We start from the raw sequence: 24,734 nt of genomic DNA on the forward strand, positions 1-24,734 counted from the left end.
CAAGAAGGGCAAACGGCTCGCCGAAAGTGACGCCGCTCGGCACCGATTTGGCCTAGACGGTATTGCTCAAGATCGTTGACCGGACGGGCGAAAGCCACAACGATACCCACCGGGGCAAAGACGGGCATCGAGTTATGCAGGGAATCCCAAATTCGGTAATCGGCGCGGTGTCATCGGTGCTTGGCGCCTACTATTACAGCCACAGTCGGCTCAATGGCCTTTTCATGGAAAGCGGCGCTCCTGGAGATGTGCCGGATGGAAACTGCGAGGACAAATGTGTTCGGTGGTTGAAACGCTGTAATGATGACCCGGCTACTGACGCATTGGCGGTTCTCGGTCACATTATTGAGCCTTTCATGGATGAAGACCACTCGAATGACGAACACCGTCGCGGGCAAGATCGCATTACGAAAGCACTCGCCCGAAACCAGCTTGCCTACCACATGAATGGAGTCATCACGCGCGCGGGCGCTACTTCGGCGTCAAAAACCTTGGCAGATTTTTTCAAGATAGGCGATTTCGCCTCGATCGAGGCGGAATTTAGCAGGGCGATTTCCAATGTAGAAAGTGATCCACATGCCGCGATCACTGCCGCATCGTCGATCGTAGAAGCTTTCTGCAAGACCTACATCGACGTGCATGGACTGGAAATGCCTATGACACAGACAATAGGTCCGCTTTGGAAGACTGTCCAAAGGACGCTTGGCCTTAACCCAGATAGGCTTCTTGGTGATGACGAAAATCGAATACTAAGCGGATTGACATCGATAGTAGATGGAATCGGCACTTTACGGACGCATATAGGATCAGCGCACGGTAGGGGCATTGCACCACCACCAATTACGTCATCTGATGCCCGACTTGCTGTGAACGCAGCACACACGTTGGTTACGTTCGCGATGGAGAGATGGCACTCGAAATGATTCTGGCATTCTTATCGCGCCGGCCGGCGAGATACACGGCAAGCTGAGGCAAGCGAAACCGAGGGATGCGAAACCGAAATTCAAGAAGGGCTGCAAGCCGGGCGGCAGATTCAAGGGCCAGGAAAGCGATCGCGGCCCCAAGTTGAACACAGGGGGCGGAAGTCGAAGCGGCAGCGGTGATCGGGGCGCGAGGCTGGACCTGCCTTCTCACCTCGTGGGAGAAGAGAGGAGCCTGAAACGAAATCTCCGAGATTAGCCAAGGGCTCTAACCCAACCTCCGTCATCCTCGGGCTTGACCCGAGGACCCATTCCGTGAAGCTCGAACGATGGGTGGCTATGTCTACATGCTGGCGAGCAAGAAGGGCGGCACGATCCATATCGGCGTGACCGACGACCTGTCGCAGCGCGTCTACGATCACAAGGAACGCATCAACAAGAAGAGCTTTACCTCGACCTACGGTGCGGTCCGTCTCGTCTGGTACGAGGAACATGACGACATAACCGACGCGAGAAATCGCTGAAGCGTTGGCGGCGTCAATGGAAGATCGACCTGATCGAGTCGATGAATCCCGAGTGGAATGAGCTTTTTCGCGGCATTGGGTGGTCATTGTTCTGCATCACCACACCAAGTGGCGGCTTCACGGAATGGGTCCTCGGGTCAAGCCCGAGGATGACGGAGGTTGGAATTGGCCTCGGCGGATAGTCTTCGACATCAAGCCCAATCAAGAAACCCCGGAGCTCTCACCCCGGGGTCTCTCTAACTCAGTCAGGCGCCTCGCTTACGCCGCCTCGTCCATCTGCGCGTACGGATCGAACCGCGTGTAGAAGGTCTCGCTGTTTTCGGCCATTTCCTTCAAGAGCTTCGGCACCTTGAACTGCGCGCCGTATTTCTTGCGGAGTTTCTCGGCCAGCTTGACGAAATTGGCGACGCCCATGCCGTCGATGTAGGAGAGCGTGCCTCCCGTGTAGGGGGCGAAGCCGAAGGCGAGGATGGAGCCGACATCGGCTTCGCGCGGGTCGGTGACGATGCCTTCTTCCATGACGCGGGCCGCTTCCAGCGCGATCACCACGAGCAGGCGCTGCTTCAGCTCCTCGAAATCGACGCTGTCTGCGTCCTGCTGGGCGTAGAGCGTCTTCAGCTCGGGCCACAGGTGCTTCTTCGCGGGCTTCGCCGGGTAGTCGTAGAAGCCCTTGCCGTTCTTGCGGCCGTGGCGGCCATGCGTGTCGACCATGGTGTCGATCAGCTCCATGTGGCGCGGATCGACGGCCTTGTCGCCGAGGTCGCGGATCGTCTGGCGCATGATCTTCTGGGCGAGGTCGATGGCGGTCTCGTCGGTCAGCGCCAGCGGGCCGACCGGCATGCCGGCGAGCTTGGCGGCGTTCTCGATCATCGCCGGCGGCACGCCCTCGATCAGCATCGAGAAGGCCTCCTGCATGTAGCGCAGCACGCAGCGGTTGACGTAGAAGCCGCGCGTGTCGTTGACGACGATCGGCGTCTTCTTGATGGCGCGCACATAGTCCATCGCGACCGCCAGCGCCTTGTCGCCGGTGCGCTTGCCCAGGATGATCTCGACCAGCATCATCCGGTCGACCGGCGAGAAGAAGTGGATGCCGATGAAGTTCTTCGGCCGCTTGGAGTTCTTGGCCAGCGCCGTGATCGGGATGGTCGAGGTGTTGGACGCGAAGACGGCCGACGGCTTCAACTGCGCCTCGCCCTGCTCGGTCGCGGTCTTCTTGACTTCCGAATCCTCGAACACCGCCTCGATGATCAGGTCGGCGCCTTCCAGATCGGCGTAATCCGTGGTCGGCGTGATCAGCGACAGGAGCTGGTCCTTTTCCTCGGTGGTGGCGCGGCCCTTCTGCATCGCCTTGGCGACGAGGCCCTCGGAATGTGCCTTGCCCTTTTCGGCGGCTTCCATCGTGCGGTCGAGGAGAACGACCGGGATGCCGGCCTTGGCCGTCACATAGGCGATGCCGGCGCCCATGAAACCGGCGCCGAGGACGCCGATCTTCTTGAACTTCGTCGGCCGAACGCCGTCGGGACGGCGCGCGCCCTTGTTGAGCTCCTGCAGCGAGACGAAGAGCGAGCGGATCATCGAGCCGGCTTCCGTCGTCTGCAGCACATGGGCGAAATAGCGCTGCTCGACCTTGAGCGCCGTGTCGAAGGGCAATTGCAGGCCCTCATAGACGGCCTTCAGGATCGCGGCGGCGCCCGGATAGTTCATGTGGGTCTCGCGGCGCAGGATGGCCGAGGCCGCCGGCCACAGATTGGCGCCGGCCGGCGTGTAGATCTTGCCGCCGGGCAGCTTGAAGCCCTTCTCGTCCCAGGGCTGCACCGGCTTCAGGCCGGCCGCGATCATCGCCTTGGCGGCGGCGATCAGCTTCTTCGGCGGCACGACGTCGTGGATGAGCCCCATCGCCCTGGCGCGCGACGGCGTCAGCGACGAGCCCTGCGTCATCATCTGCAACGCGTCCTGCTGGTTGGTGAGCCGCGGCACGCGCTGGGTGCCGCCGGCGCCGGGGAAGATGCCGATCTTGACTTCCGGCAGGGCCATCTTGACGGCCGGGGAGTCGGCGGCGATGCGGCCGTGGCAGGCGAGCGACAGTTCGAACGCGCCGCCCATGCAGGTGCCGTTGATCGCCGAAACCCAGGGCTTGCCGCAGGTCTCGAGCTTGCGCCAGAGCCAGCTCATCCGGCCGGCGCCGTCGAACAGCATCTGCGTCGCCTTTTTCGGGTCCTTGGCCCTCTCGTTCTGGATGATGTCGAACATCTTCTTGAGCATGGTGATGTCGGCACCGCCGGAAAACGAGTCCTTCTTGCCCGACGTGAACACCGCGCCCTTGATGGCGTCGTCGGCCACCACGGCGTCGATGATGGCGTCGATCTCGTCCATCACCTCTTCGGTGAAGACGTTCATCGACTTGTCCGGCATGTCCCAGGTGACGAGCGCGATGCCGTCGGCGTCGGTTTCGACGGTGAAGTTCTTGTAGGTCACTTCTGTTCTCCCAAGTTCTGTCTGGTGCGGTCCATGCGATCGGCGACGCGCGAAGCGAGGGGGCCGGAACCCCGCAAGCCGTCGATCACGCCGTCCTGGTCCGCGTCATTCTTGTGCTGGTTCAGTTTCAGCGCGCCCTCGGCCCGTTCGACATGCAGTCGCAGGCCGACGATCGCGTTCATCATGCGTTCGGTGTAGGGGCGCGGCGCGTCGGACATCGCCCAGGGCTGCGGCTGCGCCTGTTCGTGCAGATCCGTCAGGTCGGCGAGAAGGCGTTCCAGCTCCCGCGGATCGGAGATCCGTTCCAGACGGCCATGCATGTGCACCGTGACATAGGTCCATGTCGGCACGACCTTGCCGGTTTCCGCCTTGGTCGCATACCAGCCCGGATGGATGTAGGCGTGGTCGCCCTGGAAGATCGCGACGGTCGGCGCCGCCGGGTCGATCTGCCAGTGCCGGTTGGCCTTGGCGACGTGGAACTCCACCAGATAGCGGCCGCCATCCTCGCGGATCAGGCAGGGCGCATGCGTCGCGTAGAGCGCGTCGCCTTCGCCCGTGACGATGCAGCCGAACTGGATCTCGCGCGCCAGCGCCGCCAGTTTCGCCGGATCGTTCTCCTGAAAGGCTGCGGGCTGGTACATGAGGGTCAGACCCGCTCGATGATCGTCGCGGTGCCCATGCCGGCGCCGATGCACAGCGTGACGAGCGCGGTGTTCAGATCGCGGCGTTCCAGCTCGTCGAGCACAGTGCCGAGGATCATCGCGCCGGTGGCGCCCAGCGGGTGGCCCATCGCGATCGCGCCGCCGGCGACGTTCATCTTCGCATGGTCGACCTCGAAGGCCTGCATGTAGCGCAGCACGACGGCGGCGAACGCCTCGTTCAGTTCGAAGAGGTCGATGTCGCCGATCGACATCTTCGCCTTCTTCAGGAGCTTCTCGGTCACGTCGACCGGGCCGGTGAGCATCAGCGTCGGGTCGGAGCCGATATTGGCGAAGGCCCTGATCTTCGCGCGCGGCGTCAGGCCCATCGCCTTGCCGCCGCGCTTGGAGCCGAGCAGCACGCCGGCCGCGCCGTCGACGATGCCGGACGAGTTGCCGGCATGGTGGACATAGTTGATCGCCTCGACCTCCGGATGGCCGGCGATGCCGACGGCCTCGAAACCGCCCATCTGGCCGGGCATGACGAAGGAGGGGTTGAGGCTGGCGAGCCCCTGCATGTCGGTGCCGGGACGCATGTGCTCGTCACGGTCGAGGATCGTCAGGCCGTTCTGGTCCTTCACCGGAATGACCGATTTGGCGAAATGGCCCTTGTCCCAGCTTTCCGCCGAGCGCTTCTGGCTTTCGACCGCATAGGCGTCGACGTCGTCGCGCGAAAAGCCGTATTTGGTGGCGATCAGGTCGGCCGAGACGCCCTGCGGCATGAAATAGGCCGGGATGTTGACCGAGGGGTCCATGTACCAGGCGCCGCCGGACGCGCCCATGCCGATGCGCGACATGGATTCCACGCCGCCCGCGATGACGATGTCGTCGGCGCCCTGGGCGATCTTCGCCGCGCCGAAATTCACCGCGTCGAGGCCGGACGCGCAGAAGCGGTTGATCTGCATGCCGGGCGCCTCGGTGGCATAGCCCGCCTCGAAGACGGAGGCGCGCGCGATGTCGCCGCCGGCCTCGTAGACCGGATCGACGCAGCCGAAGATCACGTCGTCGACCTTGGACGTGTCGAGACCGTTGCGGTCGCGCAGCGCTTCCAGCACCTTGGCGCCGAGGCGCGGCGTCGGAACCTCGTGCAGGCTCCCGTCCTTCTTGCCGCGCCCGCGCGGCGTGCGCACGGCGTCATAGATGAATGCGTCAGCCATCGTGTGTCTCCTTGATCTTTTCTAAAGGCGCTTTTTCAGCGCTTCGATTTCATTCTTGAACTGCTCGAGAGCCTCGGCATCGGCCTCCTCCCAAAGCTCCAGGAGTTCGGAATTCCCGGACATGATCCGGTCAAGTGCCGAAACCGCTTCCGGCTTGAGGGAGGCGAGTGTCGCGGTCTCACCGTCAAAGCCCTGCCACGCATCCGCTGCGACCTCATCGAGGGCGGAACTGTCTCCAATCGCCGCCGCGACAAACGCGCACGCCGCGATGGCGCGTTGCGCTTCAGGTCCTTCCAGGTAGTCCTCGGAACCCGAGGTCACGGTACGGATGGCATCAACGATTGCGTCCGCGCCCATTTCTCCGAACTCATCGACGAAATCGGCCGCATCGTCGTTCTCGAAAGGTTTCGGTCCCCAGGTGCCCATGTCGCGCTCCTACGCCGTCGCCGTGTCCGGCTCGCGGCCGGAGGGCATCAGGTCTTCGGCGCGGCTGTAGCCGGGCAGGGCGGCGATGCGGGCGAGCCAGGCCGACACGTTGGGCAAGTCGTCAAAGGTGATGCCGATCTGGTCGGGCCAGAAGAGGTAGCCGCACAGCGCCAGGTCGGCGATGGTCGGCCGGTCGGCGGCGATCCAGTCGCGGCCCTCCAGCCGGGCTTCGAGGATGTTGAGCGCGGTCAGCAACCGGGCATGCAGGAACTGCACCTCGTCGGTCTCGCCTTTCTTCATGAAGAAGCGCAGGAAGCGCAGCGGCCCGGCATAGCCCGACAATTTCTGGCTGTCGAAGAGGAGCCAGCGCATGACCTCGAATTCCTCCGCCTCGGTCTCGGGGCCGAAGCGGCCGAGCTTGCGGGCGAGATAGGTCAGGATCGCGCCGGACTGGGTGACCGTGAAGTCGCCGTCGTCGCGGTGATGTTCCAGCACCGGCACCTCGCCCATGACGTTGAGGTCGCGAAACGGCTCGCGGCGCGTCTCGCCTGTGAAGAAGGCGACGCGGCGCACCTCCCAGTCGGCGTCGCACAATTCCAGCAGCAGCGCCGCCTTGTAGGCGTTGCCGGATTCCCAGAAGCAGTGAAGCGTGTATTCGGCCATTTCAAAGGCTCCTTGCGATCAGAAGCTTCATGATCTCGTTGGTGCCGCCATAGATGCGCTGCACCCGCGCGTCGCGAAACATTCGTGCGATCGGATACTCGTTCATGTAACCGTAACCGCCATGCAACTGCAGGCATTCGTCGACGATCTTGCCCTGCAGGTCCGACAGCCAGTATTTCGCCATGGAGGCGAGTTCGGGCGTCAGCCGCCCCTCGACGTGCTCGCCGACGCAGAAATTGTAGAAGGTGCGGCCGACGGTCGCCTCCGTCTTCAGTTCCGCCAGCTTGAACTGGGTGTTCTGGAACTCGATCACCGCCTTGCCGAAGGCCTTGCGCTCCTTGACGTAGTCGATGGTGACCGCCAGCGCCCGCTCGATCATGGCGATCGCCGCGCCGCCGATCTGCAGGCGTTCCTGCGGCAATTGCTGCATGAGCTGGACGAAGCCGAGTCCTTCCTCGTGGCCGAGCAGGTTGGCCGTCGGCACCCGCACCTCGTTGAAGAACAGTTCCGAGGTGTCGTTCGATTTCAGCCCGACCTTGTCGAGGTTGCGGCCGCGCTCGAAGCCGTCCGCGTCGTCGGTCTCGACCACGATCAGCGAGGTGCCCTTCGCGCCGGCCGACGGGTCGGTCTTGGTGACGACGACGATCAGGTTGGCGAGCTGGCCGTTGGTGATGAAGGTCTTGGAACCGTTGAGGACGTAGTGGTTGCCGTCCTTCCTGGCCGACGTCTTGACGCCCTGCAGGTCGGAGCCGGCGCCGGGTTCCGTCATCGCGATGGCGCCGATCAGTTCGCCGCTCGCCAGTTTCGGCAGCCAGCGCTGCTTCTGTTCTTCGGAGCCGTAATGCTGGATGTAGGGCGCGACGATGGAGTTGTGCAGCGGGATGCCGAAGCCGTCGACGCCGACATGGCCGATCGCCTCGATGATCGCGCTTTCATGGGCGTAGGTGCCGCCCGAGCCGCCATATTCCTCCGGCATGGAGGCGCAGAGCAGCCCGGCCGCGCCTGCCTTTTCCCATGTCGAGCGGTCGAAGATCTCCGCCTTCTCGAAGTCCTCGTAATGCGGCAGGATCTCCTCGGTCATGAACCGCGTCGCCATGTCCTGCAGCATGACGACGTCGTCCGTCGCCCAGGCCGGTCTCGGAACGCCGAGAATAGTCGCCGGATTGCTCGCCATGTCGTCCTCCTAGACCGATTTCAAGGTCCACTTGCCGCGCCGGTCTTCTTCTGCTGGAACCATAATTCCGCGGCGCCTCAATTCAGTCGCAGCCCAGCGCATGTCATATTGCCAAGTGTAGAAAAGATCGTTTTCTCTCAGTTGGGTCTCGTAGTTATTCCAGATGAACTGCGCGACATAGAGAAGGCTCGCGGAGCCTCCCGCTGACTTCAGCGCCATCTGAACCCAATCAATGAGATTACCTTTCGTTGCCATGAAGCTCCTCCCGAGTTCTGCGCGCACCAAGCAGGCGCTTCAAGGCTAGGGCCGATTCTCTAGTTTAGCGAATCAAAACGGCTCTTCGGGCAGCGCCATCATGGAGTCCGCGCCGGTGGAGATGCGTGCCAGATGCGCCGAGGTTTCAGGCATGACGCGCTCCATGAAGTAGCGCGCGGTGGTCAGCTTGGCCTCCAGGAACGCCCTGCGGCCCTCGTCGCCTTCCGCCAGCTTCGCCTGCGCGGTCTTCGCCTGCAGCGCCCACATGTAACCGAGCGCGACGAGGCCGAAGAGATGCATGTAGTCATGGCTGCCGGCGCCGGCATTGTCGGGCTTGGCCATGGCGTTCTGCACGAACCACATGGTCGCCGCCTGCAGGTCGTTGAGGCCTTTCTTCAGGTGCTTGGTGAAGAAGCTGAGATTGTCGTCGCCGCGATTGTCCTCGCAGAACTCGCCAACCTCCTTGAAGAAGGCCTGGATGGCGCGGCCGCCATTGGCCGGCAGCTTGCGGCCGACGAGATCGAGCGCCTGGATGCCGTTGGCGCCCTCGTAGATCATGGCGATGCGCGCGTCGCGCACATACTGGCTCATGCCGTGTTCTTCGATGTAGCCGTGGCCGCCGAAGACCTGCTGCGCCATCACCGCGTGGTCGAAGCCCTTGTCGGTGAGCACGCCCTTGATGACCGGGGTCAGGAGACCCATCATCTCCTCCGACAATTCGCGCTCGGTCGCGTCCTCGGAGCGGTGGGCGACGTCGGATTTCAGCGCCGCCCAGAGCAGGAAGGCGCGGCCGGCCTCGTTGAAGGCGCGGATCGTCATGAGGTTCCGGCGCACATCCGGGTGGACGATGATCGGGTCGGCCTTCTTGTCGGGCGCGGCCGGGCCTGTGAGGGCGCGGCCCTGGATGCGCTCCTTCGCATAGGCGACGGCGTTCTGATAAGCGGTCTCCGCGATCGACAGGCCCTGCAGGCCGACGCCGAGCCGGGCCTCGTTCATCATCGTGAACATGGCCCGCAGGCCCTTGTTGGCCTCGCCGATCAGGTAACCGGTCGCCTCGTCGTAATTCATGACGCAGGTGGCGTTGCCGTGGATGCCCATCTTCTCTTCGAGCGAGCCGCAGACGACGCCGTTGCGCGCGCCGAGCGAGCCGTCCTCGCCGACCATGAATTTCGGCACGATGAACAGCGAGATGCCCTTGGTGCCCTCCGGCGCGCCCTCGATTCGGGCCAGCACCAGGTGGATGATGTTCTCCGCCATGTCGTGCTCGCCGGCCGAGATGAAGATCTTCTGGCCGGAAATCCTGTAGCTGCCGTCGTCCTGCGGCACGGCTTTCGAGCGCAGCAGGCCGAGATCGGTGCCGCAATGCGGTTCGGTCAGGTTCATCGTGCCGGTCCAGCGGCCCTCGACCATGGAGGGCAGGTAGGTCGCCTTCTGGTCGTCGGACCCGTGCACCTGGATCGCCGCCATCGCGCCCTGGGTGAGGCCCGGATACATGGCGAAGGCCATGTTGGCCGACGAGAAATATTCGCCGATCGCCGAATGCAGCACATAGGGGAGGCCCTGGCCGCCATAGTCCGGATCGAAGGCGAGCCCCATCCAGCCGGCTTCCTTGTACTGCTCGAACGCCTCGCCGAAGCCCTTCGGCGTCGTCACCGAGCCGTCGTCGGCGCGCGTGCAGCCCTGCTGGTCGCCGATCTGGTTGATCGGGAAGAAGACTTCCTCGGCCATCCGGCCGGCTTCGCGCAGCACGGCTTCGACGATGTCCGGCGTCGCGTCGGCGAAGCCCGGCAGGTTGTTGAAGCGCTGATAGTTGAGAACGTCGTTCAGCACGAAGAGCGTGTCTTCGACCGGGGCGCGATAGGCGGGCATGGGATCCTCCGAAAGCGATCGGCGCGCGCGGGAAATCCGCGAGAGCCGGGTTCGGCGCGTGGCTATCAAATTTTGACGTTTCCGTAAACGTCAAAATTTTGAAAAATCGCATCATGAAGCGGCAAGAGCGGGCCGGAGCACGCATGCTGAGGACGAAAAGCGGTGATTTCGGGCCTGTTTCGGGCGAGCGAACGAAAAAAACCCCGGCGATCCTTTCGGATGCCGGGGTCCGGGAAACCGGTCCCCATTACCGATTTCCTTGTCGGTGTCCCGTGGTCGGGCCGCCGCCGGTGCCGGCGCGGCCCGCGCGGTCAGCCGGAAATGCTGGCGATCATGCCGCGCACGGTGGCGAGGCTGCGGTCGAGCTCGGCGATCGAGGTCTCGACTTCCTCGCGCTCCTTCTTGAGGATGATCATCTGCTCCTCGCCCTTCTCCAGAGCGGTTTCGAGCTGGCGGCGGTTGTCGCCCTTCGGGTCGTAGAGATCGAGGATCGCCTTGACGTCGAGCAGGGACATGCCCACGCGCTTGCCGAGCAGGATCAGCTTCAGGCGGGCGCGGTCGGCGCGCGAGTAAAGCCGGGTGTTGCCGATCCGGCGCGGCGACAGCAGACCCTTGTCCTCGTAGAAACGAAGCGTGCGCAACGTTACGTCAAATTCCTTGGAAAGTTCACCGATCCGGTAGACGACTTCAGAATTCTGGAATGTGTCCTGGCTGGTGGCGCTGTTCATCTACAGGCTCTCCTTAATCGCGCTGTGCATCGCGGGCGGAACGTTGCTTGGTCTTGAAGACAGTTAACGTCAACGTCGGTCGTAACGGCATGCCGCCCCCAGCCGCCGTTACACTGCATCCGAAATAGACCTCTTAATTGACGTAACGTGAAGGTAACGCATGGTTACCTTGCGGTTACACAGGCCTCCGAAGGCCCGGTGTTCCGCGAATCCCGGGCGTCGGTCGCCGGATCGCGTCAACCGGAGTCAATTGGTCGCAAATTGCGGGAAATCAAGCTTGGTTAACCGGTTGTTTACCAGGATTTGAAAAATCTTAACCATGAAAGGTCGTGGCGTGGTTTGGTGTGCGGAGTGCGCGCTCGGTTTTCTGAAACAATTCGTTTCGTGACGCCTGTTGCCTGAATGGTCCCGACCTTCCCGGCGACGCTGCAGGCATCGCGAGAAATGGGCGAGACATGCACGACAGGCAACTGCATCCCGGTCAGGACGCCGTTTCGCGGCGCTCCGCGAACATGACCCTGGACAAGCTCGACGAAGCCCTCTCCAATCTCGAACGGCGCATGGGCATCCATTCCGCCGCGCGCTCTGCCGCCGCCGCTCATCCCGTTCACCGTGAAGAAGACATCGCCGCCATCCGCGCGCGCCAGGAAGCGCTGGCCCGCCGCGAGGAGCCGGCGCCGCGCTACCAGCCCGCGCCGCCGCCGCCCGCGATGGGCTTTGACGTCTCCGCGTTGCGCGCCGAACTGGGCGGCCTGCGCGAGGAACTCAACCGCGAGATGTCGTCGACGATCGCGGCGCAGTTCGCCGACATCCGCAACGACCTGCGGGCGCTCGACCGGCCGGGTGAAACGGTATCGGCGGCCGATCTGGCCGACGGTTTCAGCCGCGTCACGCGCGAACTGGGCCTTGTCGCCTCGCGCGTCGAAAACAGCGACATGGGCGCGCTGCGCGCCGAGGTCGAGGACCTGAAGAACCACGTCTCCGCCCTGGCCCGCGAGGATACGCTGCGCGACATGGCCGACCGCTGGGCCGTGATCGAGCGCGAGATCGGCGCACTGCCGCAGACGCTTGGCACGCGCGAAGACCTGAACGTCATTCTCGACCGCATCGCCGATCTCGGCGGCGCGCTGCGCGGCCTGCCCGGCAGCGACTCCATGAACGCCATGGAACACCAGATGCGCCAGCTCGCCGAGGCGGTCGAAAGCCTGGCCGGACAGAGCGCGTCTCTCGCGCCGGGCCATCTGGGCTCGATCGAGGAACGCCTCGACGAGATCACCCGCGCCATCGTCTCGGTCTCCGTGTCGGCACCGCCGGAAATGGACACCGCGCCCTTCGAGCGCATCGAGGCGCGCCTGGCGACGCTTGCGCGCCAGTTCGAGGAAGGCGCCGCGCCGCAGGGCGGTGGCGTCGAGGACCGGCTGGTGGAAATCGCCGACCGCCTGGAAAGCCTGCACCAGTCGACGGCCGCCGGCGCCGCGCAGAACCAGGCGATCGCCGCCGTCGCCGACCGTCTCGACGAACTGACGCGCCGCCTCGACGAGGCGCGTGGCTCGGCCGACCTGCCGGCGGGCATGGTCGAGAGCATCGAGGCCCGTTTCGCCGAGATCGCCCAGCGGCTCGACACGCATCACCAGTCGGCCGAGGAAAAGGGCCGGCACATGTTCCAGTCCCTCGATCAGCGCATGGAGGACCTAGCCCGGCGCATCGAGGAAAACGAGCGCGAGCCGGCCGAGGCGCCGACCTTCGACCACATGGAACGGCGCATCGAGGAAATCGCCCAGATGCTGACCGCGGGCGACGGCCTGTCGGTCGCGGGTTCGGCGCAGCCCGACATGCGCGGGTTCGAGAACCTGGAAGCCCAGATCGAGGCGCTGTCGCAGAAGCTCTCCTCCGTCGCCCTGCCGACCGCCGACAACGGGCCGCTCGCCGATCTCGCGCCGCGCCTGACCGCGATCAGCGACCAGCTGGCCATGGGCCGCGAGGACATGATCGTCGCCGCGCGCGAGGCCGCCGAGGAGGTGGTGTCGAAATTCTCCACCGGCGCGTCGACCGAACAGAAGCAGATGCTGGGCCAGCTGGCCGGCGACCTGCGGGCGCTGGAGGACCTGGCGCGCAATTCCGACGACCGCAACTCGCGCACCTTCGAGGCGATCCACGACACGCTGGTCAAGGTGGCCGACCGCATCGCCGGGCTCGAAGCGAGCCTGCAGCCGGCAGGGGCCGCCGCCCCGCAGGCGCAAGCCCCGGCCTTCGACCCGGCGCCCGCGCCGCAGTCGCCGCCCGCCGCATCCAAACCCGCAGCGCCCAAAACCGCAGCGCCCGCACCGCATGACCTCGGGCGGTCCTACTCGCCCGCCTATCCGCCCGCGCCGGAAACGGACGCCGGGATCATGGCGCATGTGGACGACGCGCCGCCGGTCGATTTCGCCGCCGGCGAGGAGCCGTTCCCGACGCAGCGTCCCGGACGCGTGATCCGCCAGGGCCTGGGCCCGGCCGAGGCCGCGGCCATGGCCGCCCGCGCGGCGCTGAAGGACGCGCTCGACGAAGACGAGGACGACGCCGAAGACGACGCGCCGCAGGCCGATGCCGGCAAGAAGAGCCTGCTGCGCGGGCTGCGCGGCAAGATGCGCCGCGGCGGCAAGGACAAGGCTGCCAAGGCGAAGGACAAGAAAAAGGCGCCGCAGGCTGCGGCGGGACCGATGCGCCGCGAGCCGGTCGCCTACCAGGCGCCGCATGCGGACGCCGACGGACCGCTGGCGCCGGCCGCCGGAGGCGTGCGGCCCGAAGCCTCGACGCTTTCCGACGAACCGATCGAGCCGGGCGCGGGCGGGGCGGACCTCGCGGAGATCATGCGCCGCGTGCGCGCCGCCAGGGGCGGCCCTGAAGGCGAACGAGCCGCCGTCGAGGCCGTCGACGAGACCGGCAAGTCCGACTTCATCGCCGCCGCCCGCCGCGCCGCCCGCGCTGCCGCCGACGACGTGTCGCATGCCGACAAGGCCACCGGCCCCGATGCCGCCGCCAAGACGGGCCTGGGCGGCGTCTTCGCCGCGCGCCGCCGTCCGCTGATGGTCGCCGCCGCCGCGATCCTGCTCGCGCTGCTCGCCTTCCCGCTCGGCCGCGGTTACATCCTCGACCGCGGCGGCGTCCCCGCCGAGGTCGCCGACATCTCCACCGACGACGTGACCGTTACCGACGCCGAACCGGCGCCCGCGGATGTCGATGCCGGTGCCGAAACCGGCACGGATGCCGGGACCGAGGCCGAACCGGCCGCCCGCGCCATGCGCATCGTCGACACCTCGCCGTCCGCCTCGATGCTGCCCACGGCCGAGAACGCGATGACGGCGTCCGCCTCCGGCATGACGGCCGGACAGTCCTTCGAGCCGACGGATGGCGACATGGTTGCCTCGTTCGACGAGCCGACGCTCGACGAACCGGCAATGGAGGAGAGCTTTTCCGAGGGCGGCTACGCGCCGGTCACGCTGGCCGACATTCCGGGTGAAATCGGCCCGATCGCGCTGCGCGAGGCCGCCGTCGCCGGCGACGCCAAGGCGCTGTTCGTCATCGGCGACCGGCTGATGGGCGACGGTCCCGGCGCGCCGAACAGCGACATGGCCGCGGCCGCGACATGGTACGAGCGTTCTGCCGAGCACGGCTACGCCCCGGCCCAGTACCGGATCGGCAACGCCTATGAGAAGGGCCTGGGCGTCGAGCGCGACATCGCCGCCGCCAAGCGCTGGTACGAACTGGCCGCCGAGCAAGGCAATGTCAGCGCCATGCACAATCTGGCCGTGCTCTACGCGACCGACATCGACGGCGACCGCGACATGGCGGAAGCCGCGCGCTGGTTCGTCGAGGCCGCCGAACGTGGCGTCAAGGACAGCCAGGTCAATCTCGGCATCCTGTCGGCGCGCGGCGAGGGCGTGCAGCAGGATCTCGCCGAATCCTACAAATGGCTGTCGCTCGCCGCCCAGGCCGGCGACAAGGACGCCGCCGCCAAGCGCGACGAAGTGGCCGGCTACATGCGCCCGGACCAGCTGAAGACGGCCGAAGCCGCCGTCGAATTGTGGAAGGTCCGGCAGGTGGACGTCGCCGCCAACACGATGAACGTGCCCGACGTTTGGACGACCGGCAAGGAAATGACGGCGGCGGCCCCGATGTCCAACGACGACATGAGGAAGGCCGTCCGCAACATCCAGGCGATCCTCAACAACAACGGTTACGACGCCGGCCCGGCCGACGGGATCATGGGCGCGCGCACCCGCGAGGCGATCATCTCGTTCCAGACGGACAACGGCATGGTGCCGACCGGCGAAGTGGATCGCGCGCTCGTGGACAAGCTGTTGGAAGTCAACCAGCAATCCTGATCGAAGGCTCCCGCGGGCGCCGATGTGAGCGGGCCGGAGACGCATTGTCGGCCACTGGACAATCTGACAGGAAAATTTCCTCTCCCCGGTGTTTGACACTGCGCTTTCGGGGGCGCATGAACAGTCCATTCTGAATTCTGGATGAGAGGAGTTTCGGGTGGCGCTTTACCTGCCGATCGCGGAAATGTCGGTGAACATTTTCGTGTTGCTCGGTATGGGCGCCGCCGTGGGATTCCTGTCGGGCATGTTCGGCGTCGGCGGCGGCTTCCTGATCACGCCGCTGCTGATCTTCTACAACATCCCGCCCGCCGTCGCGGTGGCCACCGGCGCCAACCAGGTCGTCGCCTCCTCGGTGTCGGGCGTGCTGTCGCATTTCAAGCGCGGCACGGTCGACGTGAAGCTCGGCGTCGTGCTGCTGATCGGCGGTATCGGCGGGTCCAGCATCGGTGTCTGGATCTTCTCGCTCCTGCGGTCGCTCGGCCAGCTCGACCTGATCGTCTCCGTCCTCTACGTCGTCTTCCTCGGCACGGTCGGCGGGCTGATGATGGTGGAGAGCGTGCGCGCCATCGCCCGCTCGCGCGGCGGCGGCACGGTGAGCTTGAGGCGGCCCGGCGCGCATAACTGGGTCCACAAGCTGCCCTTCAAGATGCGCTTCAAGGCCTCCAAGCTCTATGTCAGCGTGATCCCCGTCCTCGGGCTCGGCCTGATGATCGGCATCCTCTCGGCGATCATGGGCGTCGGCGGCGGCTTCATCATGGTGCCGGCCATGATCTATCTCCTGAAGGTGCCGACCAACGTCGTCATCGGCACCTCGCTGTTCCAGATCATCTTCGTCAGCGCCTACACGACCGTCGTCCAGGCGATGACCAACCATTCCGTCGACGTGATCCTGGCCCTGCTCCTGATGCTCGGCAGCGTCATCGGCGCGCAATATGGCGCCAAGGCGGGTCAGCGCCTGCGCGGCGAACAGCTGCGCGCGCTGCTGGCGGCGCTCGTCCTTCTCGTCGCGCTGCGCCTCGGCTACGCGCTCTTCGTCGTGCCCGACGAGATCTATTCGATCGCAAGGGGGCTGGCGCTGTGAGGGCTTCCGGCGCATGGCTGATCCTGCTGGCCGCCTTCGCGACATCCGCGAGCGCGCAGGAGGCGGCCGCGCCGGAACCGGCGGGACTGGAAGCGCCCGCGCAGGACACGACTGTTCCCGAAACGCCCGCACTGGACGCGCCGGACATAGAGACCGCCGAGCCGCAGCCGCTGACGACGCAGGCCGAATTGCTGCCGGAGCGCATCGAGATCGGCCTGTCGACGGAAACCATCGCCATCACCTCCGACTTCGCCGGCGCCGACCTGACCATCTTCGGCGCGGTGGACAATGTCGATCCGCTGATCCAGCGCCAGTCGCGCTACGACGTCTTCGTGGTGCTTGAGGGGCCGCACGCCAACCTCGTGACGCGGCGCAAGGCGCGCGTGCTCGGCGTCTGGGCGAATGTCGATTCCCAGGGCTTCATCGACGTGCCGGAATCCTTCCTGATCGCGTCGACCCGCCCGCCGCAGGACGTCACCGACAGCGACAACCTCGCCCGGCTTTCGCTTAATGTCAGCCAGATGCGACTGCGCCCGATGAGCGACGGGATGATCGATGTCGACGAGATCGACGAGTTCTCGCGCGAACTGCGCCGGCTGAAGCAGGAGGGCGGGCTCTACCAGGAGTTCCCGACGGGGGTGCGCTTCATCTCGCAATCGCTGTTCCGCGCGACGCTGCGCCTGCCCGCCAACGTGCCGCTCGGCCGCCACTTCGCGAAGGCCTATCTGTTCCGCCAGGGCGTTCTCGTCGCGCAGACCCAGGCGCCGCTGGAGATCAAGAAGGCCGGCGCGGAGTTCCAGATCTACAAGGCGGCGCAAGACCAGTCGCTGCTCTACGGGCTGGCCGCGGTGCTGCTCGCCTTCGTGGTCGGCTGGCTCGGCCGGGTGATCTTCCGCCGCGACTGAGGCGCGGCGCGCGCTATTTCCCGTAGATCGCCTCCAGGCCGGCCATGAGCGCCAGCGCGGGCGCGCGCGGCGGCATCGGCTGCAGCCCGAGATTGGGGCTCTTGTCCCAACGCACCTCGTGGCTGGCGCAGCTCATCGGAACGAAGGCGCTGAACGGATAGCCGTACCAGCGCGGCTGGTTCATGAAAAAGACGACGGTGGCCTGCAGGTCCCGCCTCTTGGTGTCGAAGGCCTTGGCGATGAAGCCGATCCGGCCCGCTCTCGCCGAATCCACCTCGGTGACCGTGTAGCGCATGCCGTGGAGCAGAAGCTCCTGTTCGGCATCCGACAGGCAATGCTGGTTGTCGGCAAGACCCGGCACGCCGCGGTGGCGCTGCTCGGCGGTGCCGTAAAGCACGCCCTCGGATTCGGCCACGTAGACGCAGTCGGGGTGGGCGGTCGCGTCGGTTCCGTCGATGCCGAAGAAGGAAACGCGCTTGCGCACGTGAAGGACCTTCGCATAGCGGCCGGTGGCCTGCGGATGGGTTCCGCTGGTGCGGTCTTCGATCAGTTCGGAGCCGGGGTCGATGCGCTGGATGCGGGTGTCCTCATGCGGCTGCGGCGGCGACATCACGACATGCGTCACCCGGAACGGATCGATCGAGCCCGGATCGGCCGCGATCGCCGCCAGGCGCTGGCAGGGGCGCGGCACGAAGGTCACCGCGGCCGCCGTGGCGACGAACAATGCCGACAGGCCGATGACGACCGCCAGCGTGCGCAGCCAGCTCGCGACGCGCAGCGCCACGCAGATCGCGACGCTCAGCCCCAGAACGATGACGAGGCTCGCCGGATTGAACGCCAGCGCGGCCATCAGATACATCGGCTCGGTCGCCAGCAGGACGCCGACGAGCACGATCCCCGCAAGGACGATCAGCAGGATCAGTTTGAAGATCGGCAGCATCGCTCAACTCCGGCTTGCAGTGGTGCGCCGGTGAACGTTAGGGGCGAATGCGGCCGGTGGCCAGTGCGATGGCGTCAGCCGGCGGCCAGTTGCCGCGCGCCGACGGCGTGGACCCTGTCGGTGCCCAGCATGTAGGCGCGCAGCCGCGACAGGTCGAACAGCCCGGCAAAGGCCTCGTCGCGCAGGTTGAGCCCGCCGGTGAACACGCCGAAGCTCGGCATGACGAGGCGCACCGCGTCGCTCGCAAAGCACGGCCGGCGAACGGCGCGGCCCTGTCGCACGAGCCGCGCGCTCGGATGCAGGTGGCCGCTGATTTCGTGGCCGGTTTCGGTCGCTTCGGGAATGTGGCGGAAGACGACGCGGCCGAGCGCCAGCATCTCGACCGTCTCGCCCGGCACGCCCTCGGGCGGCGAGGGATCGTGATTGCCGGCGACCCAGATCATCTCGCGGCCGCGCGCGATCGCGTTGATCGTGGCGATCGCGTCGCCGCCGAGCCGTTCGCTCGCCTCGTCGTCGTGGAAGGCGTCGCCGAGGCTGACGATCACCGCCGGATCGTATTTCGCCACCATCGCCGCCAGCCGCGCCAGCGTCGCCGCCGTGTCGTAGGGCGGCAGGAAGACCCGGCGCCGGGCGAACGAGGAGGCTTTTTCCAGGTGCATGTCGGAGACGACGAGCACGCGATCGGCGGAAAAACAGGCGACGCCGGCCGGATCGAGCAGCAACTCGGCGCCCGCAAAGTCGATCGCCAGCGCCTCGCCCGCCTTCGCCTGTTCCACCGTCTTCAGCGCCGCGCGCATGATTCTCCGCTTCTCGTCTGTGCCGCTGCATAGAGCGAGAGTCGGTCCAACGGGTCAAGTCGCAAGGCGGGCTGGATCAATCCAATGATGGCAATTTCTCGCGATGGTGCTATCTTATGCGCATGGCTGAGAAAGCGAAGACGGCCGAAAAGCATCCCGACTGGCCGAACACGATCCGTACTCGTGACGAGTTGGACGCGGCGCTTGAGGCCGGCCTGAAAAGCGGCGAATCTGATCGAAACATAGATGAGATCTTCAAGGCGACCATCGTGCGCCTGAAGAATGGCTGAAGCGCGTTTTTCACGGCTGGCCGATCTCGATCTTGAAGGCATCGCCGAATATACGTTCCTGACCTACGGTGAGGGGCAGGCGGACGCCTATCGTGCCTTGCTCGTGCAGGCCGCGCGCTCAGCTGCCATTTTCCCGCTGATTGGAAGGCCGTATCTGACGAAAGGCGGGCAACTCCTTCACAAGCACAATGCGGGCCGTCATGCCCTGTTCTATCAACCAACCGAATACGGGATCTTCGTCGTTCGGGTGCTCCACCTGATGATGGATTTTGACCGTCATTTGGATTGATCTGGCGGATAGGACTCTTTCCATGCCCGCTTGAGAAAGAGCCAAACTCCGTAGAGGCTGCCGACGAATACGCAAATGCTTGCTGGACGAGTGAGAAGTTCGCCCAGATTGATCGTGAGTCCATTCTTTCGCTCGCCGCTGAAGAGGTTAACGAATGGCAAAGGTCGTGACGAAATTTTGACTTAACGCCCTTTTCGATCTCTGCACTGCATCCCGATAAGAATTCCAGTTCCACGGCTCAGATATCCGCCCCAATCGCGTCGCGGATCAGGTCTTCGGCGGCTTCGGCCATCAGGGCTTCGCTGGCGTCGGCGCCATGCACCGGCTCCTTGCCGATTTCCAGCATGACGGGCACGGCGAGCGGCGAGATCATCTCCAGGTCCTTGTGCACGATGCGGCCCTTGATGCGTGACAGCATGTCGCCGAGCCGGCCGATGTCGAGCAGGCCGGTGCGCGCGTCGTTGCGGGTCGCCTGCAGGAGGATGTGGTCGGGCTCGTGTGAGCGCAGGACGTCGTAGATGAGATCGGCCGACACCGTCATCTGCCGGCCGGACTTCTCCTTGCCGGGATGCCGCTTCTCGATCAGTCCGGCGATGATGGCGCAATTCCGGAAGGTGCGCTTGAGCAGGTAGGATTCGTCCAGCCAGGCCTCCAGGTCGTCGCCCAGCATGTCCTCGTCGAACAGGCCCGCAAGCGACAATTCGCCCGTCTTCAGCATGCGGCCCATGTCGCGCAGGCCCCAGATGGCGACGGCGTAATCCGAGGCGACGAAGCCGAGCGGGCGGGCCTTGGCGCGCTCCAGCCGACGGGTCAGCAGCATGCAGAGCGTCTGGTGGGCGAGCCGCCCCTCGAAGGGGTAGGCGACCATGTAGAAGCGCGCGCCGCGCGGGAAGGTCTCGACCAGAAGATCCTTCGGTCCGGGCACCACGGATTTCGCCTTCTGGATCGCCAGCCAGTCGGAGACCTGTTTCGGCAGCCGGTCCCAGCCGGACGGGTCGGACAGCATCTTGCGCACCTGTTCCGACAGATAGGTCGTGGTCGGGAACTTGCCGCCGGCATAGGCGGGCACCTTGGCGTCGAGGTCGCTCGCCTTCGACACGATGCAGTCGTTCTCGTGGATGCCCTCGAAACACAGGACCTTGCCGGCGAAGAGGAAACTGTCGCCCGGCGTCAGCGCCTCGACGAAGCCCTCCTCGATCTTGCCGAGCACCGGGCCGCCGCGCACGGCCGTTCCCTTGCCGCGATGCCGGGTCAGCCGGATGTTGAGCATCGGCGCCTCGATGATCGTGCCGGCATTGAGGCGGTATTGCTGCGCGACGGAGGGATGCGAGACGCGCCAGGTGCCGTCCTTGGTCAGCCGGATGCGGGCGTAGCGCTCGTAGCTTTGCAGCGCATAGCCGCCATGGGCGACGAATTGCACCGCCTGGTCGAAGATGCCGCGCGGCAGGCCGGCATAGGGCGCGGCGGTAGTGATCTCGGCATAGAGATCGTCGGCATGGAACGGTTCGGCGCAGGCGGTTCCGAGAATGTGCTGGCACAACACGTCGAGCGCGCCGTCGACGAGCGGCGGCGTGTCCTGGGCGCCGAGATAATTGGCGTCGAGCGCGGCCTGGCACTCCATCACCTCGAAGCGGTTGGCCGGCACGAGGATCGCCTTCGACGCCTCGTCCATGCGGTGGTTTGCCCGGCCGATGCGCTGCGCCAGCCGCGACGCGCCCTTGGGCGAGCCGACATGGACGACGAGATCGACGTCGCCCCAGTCGATGCCGAGATCGAGCGTCGAGGTGGCGACGATGGCGCGCAGCGAATTCGACTGCATCGCCTGTTCCACCTTGCGCCGCTGGCTGACGTCGAGCGAGCCGTGATGCAGGGCGATCGGCAGGTTGTCGTCGTTGATCTTCCAGAGTTCCTGGAACAGCAATTCGGACTGCGAGCGCGTGTTGACGAAGAGCAGGGTCGTCTTGTGGGCGCGGATCGCCTCATAGACCTCCGGCATGGCGTAGCGCGCCGAATGGCCGGACCACGGAACCCGCTCCTTCGATTTCAAGATGGCGATGTCGGGCTTGGCGCCGCCGGCCACCGTGACCAGTTCCGCCATCTCGCCGCCGGCGCGCTGCGGCACCAGCCACTGGCGCAGGAGGTCGGGCTCCGACACGGTCGCCGACAGGCCGATGGTCTTCAGTTGCGGGCACAGACGGTGCAGCCGGGCGAGGCCGAGCGACAGCATGTGGCCGCGCTTCGATGTCACCAGCGAGTGCAACTCGTCCAGCACCACATGGCGCAGGTCCGAAAAGAAGCGTTCGGCGTCCTTGTGCGACAGGAGCAGCGCCAGCTGTTCCGGCGTCGTCAGCAGGATGTCGGGCGGATTGAGCTTCTGGCGCTGGCGGCGCGCCTGCGGCGTGTCGCCGGTACGCGTCTCGATCTCGACCGGCAGGCCCATCTCCTCCACTGGCGTGGAGAGATTGCGGTGGATGTCGACCGCGAGCGCCTTCAGGGGCGAGATGTAGAGCGTGTGGACGCCGGGCTTCTTCGTGCCCGGTTTCGGCCGGCCGCGCCGCGCGAGATCGACGAGCGCCGGCAGGAAACCGGCGAGCGTCTTGCCGGCCCCGGTCGGCGCGATCAGCAGCGTGGAGAGGCCGGCCTCGGCCTTGGCCAGCAATTCGAGCTGATGCGCGCGCGGCTGCCAGCCCTTGCCGGCGAACCAGTCGAGGAAGGGCTTCGGCAGGTCGATGCCGCCTGATGACGGCCGGGGCGGGGGCGTCGCGATGCTCACGGGACGACCTTAGGGCGGCGCCGGCCTCGCGCCAAGCGCAATGTTCACGTTTTCTTCCGGTAGGCAGGGCGATGTGCGACAACTACTACTCAGCCGCGAATCACAAGAGAGCGCCGTGACCCTGCCCGAACCGATCCAGTCCTTTTGGACGCTGATCCTCGCCCATCCGGGCGCCTTTGCCGCGCTCGGACTTCTGGCGCTCGCGCTTGGCCTCGGCATCGGCCTTGCGGCGGGGCGGACCATCGGCGGCCGTCGCATCCGGCACCTGTCGGCGCTGCTCGACCAGCGCGGCAAGGACTATTCCAAGCTGAACGCCCGCGCGATCGCCTTTGCGCGGCTGGCGAAGGATCCCGACGGGCTGCGCCAGAACGGCGAGACGGTGGGCAAGGCGCGCGCCTTCGTGACGAAGCCGGAGGAGGGCGTCCTCGTCTTCGACCGGATCGAGGGCAATGGCGATTTCAAGCCGACCGAGACCTTCGTCTTCCGTGGCAAGTCATACCGCATCGATTCGGTCGAACAGCTGGCCGCCGGCCAGATGAACGGCGTGCGCACGCAGGTCTACGGCAAGGTGACGGCCAGGCCGGTGACCTGACCGCGATCGCCGTCTCCTACGGTTCGATGTCCTCGTCGCGCAGGTCGAGGTCGATGCGGTTCGGCATGTCCGCCACGGGCGCGTCGAGCGCAGGCGACAGGGTCGTCAGCGCGATCGCGGCGTCGGCCTTGCGCGCCACGACCAGATGCCCTTCGATGCGCGCCGTGCCGTCCATGCGCAGGAAGACACGTTTCAGCGTCAGCACGTCGAACCCGGTTTCGGCGAGCGCCCGGCGCAGATAGGCCGCGCCATGGGCGTAGCGCAGTGACGACCGCAGGGCGTAATCCTCCGGCCCGTCATGCGCCTCCACCGTGAAGGCGTAGAGCCCGCCGGGCTGCAGAAGCCGGGCGGCGGTCCGCATCGCCGGCGCGAGGTCGCCGAGATAGATGTAGACGTCGGCCGCCACCGCGAGGTCGGCCCTTCCCGGTTCGCTGTCGGGCGCCGGTACGGCGACGTCACCCTTCTCGAGGCGGTCATAAATCTTCTTGGCGGCGGCCCGGCGCAGCATGCCGGCCGACAGGTCGAGGCCTTCCAGAAAGCTCGTGCGACTGCGCAGGTGCTCGCCCATCAGCCCGGTGCCGCAGCCGAGATCGACCGCATGGCGGATCGCCTGGGCGTCGGGCCCGAGCGCAGCGAAGACGGCCGCGGCGACCTGTTGCGGCGCGTGATAGTCGAGGCGCTGCACCAGCGACCGATCGAAGGTCGGCGCGAAATCGTCGAACAGGCTTTCCACGTAGGCGGCGGGCGGGGCGTCCGGCGTTTCGGTCAGGCCGAGGCTGGCGAGCTTGAGCTGCGCGCCGAACCGGTCGGCGGCGTCGAGCCGCAGCATGGCGCGCCATACCTCGGCTGCGTCCGCGGCGCGTCCGGCCTTCGTCAGCCAGTCGCCCTTCAGTGCGAGGAAGGGCAGGTGGTCGGGCGCGAGGTCGAGCGCCTGGCCGATCAGGTCGGCGGCGGCCTCGAAATCGCCGGCCTTGGCGTAATGGCGTGCGAACTCGGCGCGGCGGTCCGCCGTCAGGTCGCCCGAGCTTTGATTGGCTGCGGTCATGGGATGTCCGAAAAGGAATGCGTTGGCGGCATATGTTGCGCCGCGCGGATTTTTTCAATCGGAAAGTGAAGGCGCGTCGATCACGGTGGAATCCGGTAGGAACTGTTCCTACCTTGTGGCATGATGCGCTGAACGAAGGATGGAAGCGCGATGTCCGGAACGAACACCAAGAAATCCTACGTTGTCGGCGACCGCTACGAGGCGTTCATCGCCCGGCAGGTCGAGGAAGGGCGTTACAACAACGCCAGCGAGGTCGTCCGCGCCGGCCTGCGGATGCTCGAGGATTACGAGACCCGCCTGAACGGCCTGAGGAAGGAGATCGCCAGGGGCGACGCCGATGTCGAGGCCGGCCGCGTCGTCGCCTATCCCAGCGCCGAAGCGCTGATCGACGACATCATGGACGACGGCGCATAGGGTGGGGCCGAAACGGCTCGAACTGACCGAGGCCGCCCGCGACGATCTGCGCGACATCCGCCGGCACATCGAGAAAGACAGCCCCGGCAACTCCCGCGCCTTCGTTGCCGAACTCGCAGAGAAGATGGCGTTCATCGCCCGGACCGGCTTCACCGGGTCGCCGCGGGACCATGTCGCGCAAGGCTTGCGGGCTTTTCCCTACAAGCGCCGCTGCATCTATTTCAGGCTCTACCCGGACCGCGTCGTCATTGTGCGTGTCCTGCATGGTGCGCAGGACGTCGCCCGGCAGAGTTTCGATGAAAGCGGCGATACGCCGCCCGAACCGTGATAGACGGGGGCGTGGAGAAAACGGCAA

The 24,734-nt window shown here is 65.8% G+C and carries 22 protein-coding genes and 1 pseudogene; 10 read left to right on the forward strand and 13 right to left on the reverse strand.

Features of this window, described 5'->3' with window-relative positions; translation table 11 throughout:
* Window positions 1-62: 62 nt before the first annotated feature.
* Both MRY80_RS24460 and MRY80_RS24465 read left to right on the forward strand, forming a co-directional pair.
* On the forward strand, window positions 63-923 hold the full coding sequence (locus tag MRY80_RS24460; RefSeq protein ID WP_293294026.1) for an abortive infection family protein: 861 nt from the start codon (window positions 63-65) through the stop codon (window positions 921-923).
* A 326-nt stretch (window positions 924-1,249) separates the two neighbouring features.
* Window positions 1,250-1,527: pseudogene (locus MRY80_RS24465) on the forward strand (GIY-YIG nuclease family protein); the annotation flags it as partial.
* A gap of 175 nt (window positions 1,528-1,702) precedes the next feature.
* Here the strand turns inward: MRY80_RS24465 and MRY80_RS24470 are convergent.
* The 9 genes from MRY80_RS24470 to MRY80_RS24510 form a co-directional block, all read right to left on the reverse strand.
* Window positions 1,703-3,919, reverse strand: coding sequence for a 3-hydroxyacyl-CoA dehydrogenase NAD-binding domain-containing protein (locus tag MRY80_RS24470; protein WP_293294027.1), 2,217 nt, complete (start codon window positions 3,917-3,919; stop codon window positions 1,703-1,705).
* The gene (locus MRY80_RS24475) at window positions 3,916-4,560 is read right to left on the reverse strand and encodes an FMN-binding negative transcriptional regulator (protein WP_293294029.1); all 645 of its coding nucleotides are present in this window, start codon (window positions 4,558-4,560) and stop codon (window positions 3,916-3,918) included. The genes MRY80_RS24470 and MRY80_RS24475 overlap by 4 nt, the downstream gene beginning before the upstream one ends.
* Window positions 4,561-4,565: 5 nt before the next feature.
* Entirely contained in the window at window positions 4,566-5,774 is a 1,209-nt protein-coding gene (locus MRY80_RS24480) for an acetyl-CoA C-acetyltransferase (RefSeq protein ID WP_293294031.1), read from the reverse strand.
* Between the two features lie 21 nt (window positions 5,775-5,795).
* Window positions 5,796-6,200: a DUF4259 domain-containing protein gene (locus MRY80_RS24485; protein WP_293294033.1), complete on the reverse strand. Its 405-nt coding sequence runs from the start codon at window positions 6,198-6,200 to the stop codon at window positions 5,796-5,798.
* A 9-nt stretch (window positions 6,201-6,209) separates the two neighbouring features.
* A complete protein-coding gene (locus tag MRY80_RS24490; protein ID WP_293294035.1) occupies window positions 6,210-6,863 on the reverse strand; it encodes a glutathione S-transferase family protein in 654 nt (217 codons plus the stop codon).
* Window position 6,864: 1 nt separating this feature from the next.
* Complete coding sequence (locus MRY80_RS24495; RefSeq protein ID WP_293294037.1) at window positions 6,865-8,037, reverse strand: acyl-CoA dehydrogenase family protein; 1,173 nt, start codon at window positions 8,035-8,037, stop codon at window positions 6,865-6,867.
* Between the two features lie 9 nt (window positions 8,038-8,046).
* Window positions 8,047-8,292 (reverse strand): hypothetical protein, encoded by a 246-nt coding sequence (locus MRY80_RS24500; protein ID WP_293294039.1) that lies wholly within the window; start codon window positions 8,290-8,292, stop codon window positions 8,047-8,049.
* Between the two features lie 72 nt (window positions 8,293-8,364).
* Complete coding sequence (locus MRY80_RS24505) at window positions 8,365-10,161, reverse strand: acyl-CoA dehydrogenase C-terminal domain-containing protein (protein WP_293294041.1); 1,797 nt, start codon at window positions 10,159-10,161, stop codon at window positions 8,365-8,367.
* 311 nt (window positions 10,162-10,472) lie between these two features.
* The gene (locus MRY80_RS24510) at window positions 10,473-10,889 is read right to left on the reverse strand and encodes a MerR family DNA-binding transcriptional regulator (RefSeq protein ID WP_293294043.1); all 417 of its coding nucleotides are present in this window, start codon (window positions 10,887-10,889) and stop codon (window positions 10,473-10,475) included.
* A gap of 455 nt (window positions 10,890-11,344) precedes the next feature.
* Here MRY80_RS24510 and MRY80_RS24515 point away from each other — a divergent pair, with 455 nt between their 5' ends.
* The 3 genes from MRY80_RS24515 (at window position 11,345) to MRY80_RS24525 (ending at window position 17,239) form a co-directional block, all read left to right on the forward strand.
* Window positions 11,345-15,253 carry a peptidoglycan-binding protein gene (locus tag MRY80_RS24515; protein ID WP_293294045.1) on the forward strand — a complete coding sequence of 1,303 codons (3,909 nt, stop codon included), beginning with the start codon at window positions 11,345-11,347 and terminating at the stop codon, window positions 15,251-15,253.
* 157 nt (window positions 15,254-15,410) lie between these two features.
* Window positions 15,411-16,334 (forward strand): sulfite exporter TauE/SafE family protein, encoded by a 924-nt coding sequence (locus MRY80_RS24520; RefSeq protein ID WP_293294046.1) that lies wholly within the window; start codon window positions 15,411-15,413, stop codon window positions 16,332-16,334.
* Window positions 16,331-17,239: a TIGR02186 family protein gene (locus MRY80_RS24525; RefSeq protein WP_293294047.1), complete on the forward strand. Its 909-nt coding sequence runs from the start codon at window positions 16,331-16,333 to the stop codon at window positions 17,237-17,239. Before MRY80_RS24520 ends, MRY80_RS24525 begins: the two co-directional genes overlap by 4 nt.
* 13 nt (window positions 17,240-17,252) lie before the next feature.
* Here the strand turns inward: MRY80_RS24525 and MRY80_RS24530 are convergent, their stop codons facing one another.
* Both MRY80_RS24530 and pdeM read right to left on the reverse strand, forming a co-directional pair.
* The gene (locus MRY80_RS24530) at window positions 17,253-18,179 is read right to left on the reverse strand and encodes a hypothetical protein (protein WP_293294049.1); all 927 of its coding nucleotides are present in this window, start codon (window positions 18,177-18,179) and stop codon (window positions 17,253-17,255) included.
* 74 nt (window positions 18,180-18,253) lie between these two features.
* Window positions 18,254-18,976, reverse strand: a complete 723-nt coding sequence (pdeM, locus tag MRY80_RS24535; protein ID WP_293294051.1) for a ligase-associated DNA damage response endonuclease PdeM — start codon at window positions 18,974-18,976, stop codon at window positions 18,254-18,256.
* 116 nt (window positions 18,977-19,092) lie between these two features.
* Between pdeM and MRY80_RS24540 the strand changes: the two genes are divergently transcribed.
* Both MRY80_RS24540 and MRY80_RS24545 read left to right on the forward strand, forming a co-directional pair.
* Window positions 19,093-19,266, forward strand: coding sequence for a hypothetical protein (locus tag MRY80_RS24540; protein WP_293294052.1), 174 nt, complete (start codon window positions 19,093-19,095; stop codon window positions 19,264-19,266).
* Window positions 19,259-19,555 (forward strand): type II toxin-antitoxin system RelE/ParE family toxin, encoded by a 297-nt coding sequence (locus MRY80_RS24545; RefSeq protein WP_293294054.1) that lies wholly within the window; start codon window positions 19,259-19,261, stop codon window positions 19,553-19,555. Before MRY80_RS24540 ends, MRY80_RS24545 begins: the two co-directional genes overlap by 8 nt.
* A gap of 238 nt (window positions 19,556-19,793) precedes the next feature.
* On the opposite strand, the gene MRY80_RS24550 is transcribed toward MRY80_RS24545, so the two are convergent.
* The gene (locus MRY80_RS24550; protein WP_293294229.1) at window positions 19,794-22,322 is read right to left on the reverse strand and encodes a ligase-associated DNA damage response DEXH box helicase; all 2,529 of its coding nucleotides are present in this window, start codon (window positions 22,320-22,322) and stop codon (window positions 19,794-19,796) included.
* Window positions 22,323-22,443: 121 nt separating this feature from the next.
* Between MRY80_RS24550 and MRY80_RS24555 the strand changes: the two genes are divergently transcribed.
* The gene (locus tag MRY80_RS24555; protein ID WP_293294056.1) at window positions 22,444-22,920 is read left to right on the forward strand and encodes a hypothetical protein; all 477 of its coding nucleotides are present in this window, start codon (window positions 22,444-22,446) and stop codon (window positions 22,918-22,920) included.
* Window positions 22,921-22,936: 16 nt separating this feature from the next.
* Here the strand turns inward: MRY80_RS24555 and MRY80_RS24560 are convergent, their stop codons facing one another.
* Window positions 22,937-23,965: a methyltransferase gene (locus tag MRY80_RS24560; RefSeq protein ID WP_293294058.1), complete on the reverse strand. Its 1,029-nt coding sequence runs from the start codon at window positions 23,963-23,965 to the stop codon at window positions 22,937-22,939.
* 150 nt (window positions 23,966-24,115) lie between these two features.
* Here MRY80_RS24560 and MRY80_RS24565 point away from each other — a divergent pair, with 150 nt between their 5' ends.
* Together MRY80_RS24565 and MRY80_RS24570 are read left to right on the forward strand one after the other, a co-directional pair.
* On the forward strand, window positions 24,116-24,379 hold the full coding sequence (locus MRY80_RS24565; protein ID WP_293294059.1) for a type II toxin-antitoxin system ParD family antitoxin: 264 nt from the start codon (window positions 24,116-24,118) through the stop codon (window positions 24,377-24,379).
* A gap of 1 nt (window position 24,380) precedes the next feature.
* Complete coding sequence (locus MRY80_RS24570) at window positions 24,381-24,707, forward strand: type II toxin-antitoxin system RelE/ParE family toxin (RefSeq protein WP_293294061.1); 327 nt, start codon at window positions 24,381-24,383, stop codon at window positions 24,705-24,707.
* Window positions 24,708-24,734 lie beyond the last annotated feature (27 nt).

Source organism: Oricola sp. (assembly GCF_022763245.1).
In the GTDB taxonomy this organism is placed as follows: domain Bacteria; phylum Pseudomonadota; class Alphaproteobacteria; order Rhizobiales; family Rhizobiaceae; genus Oricola.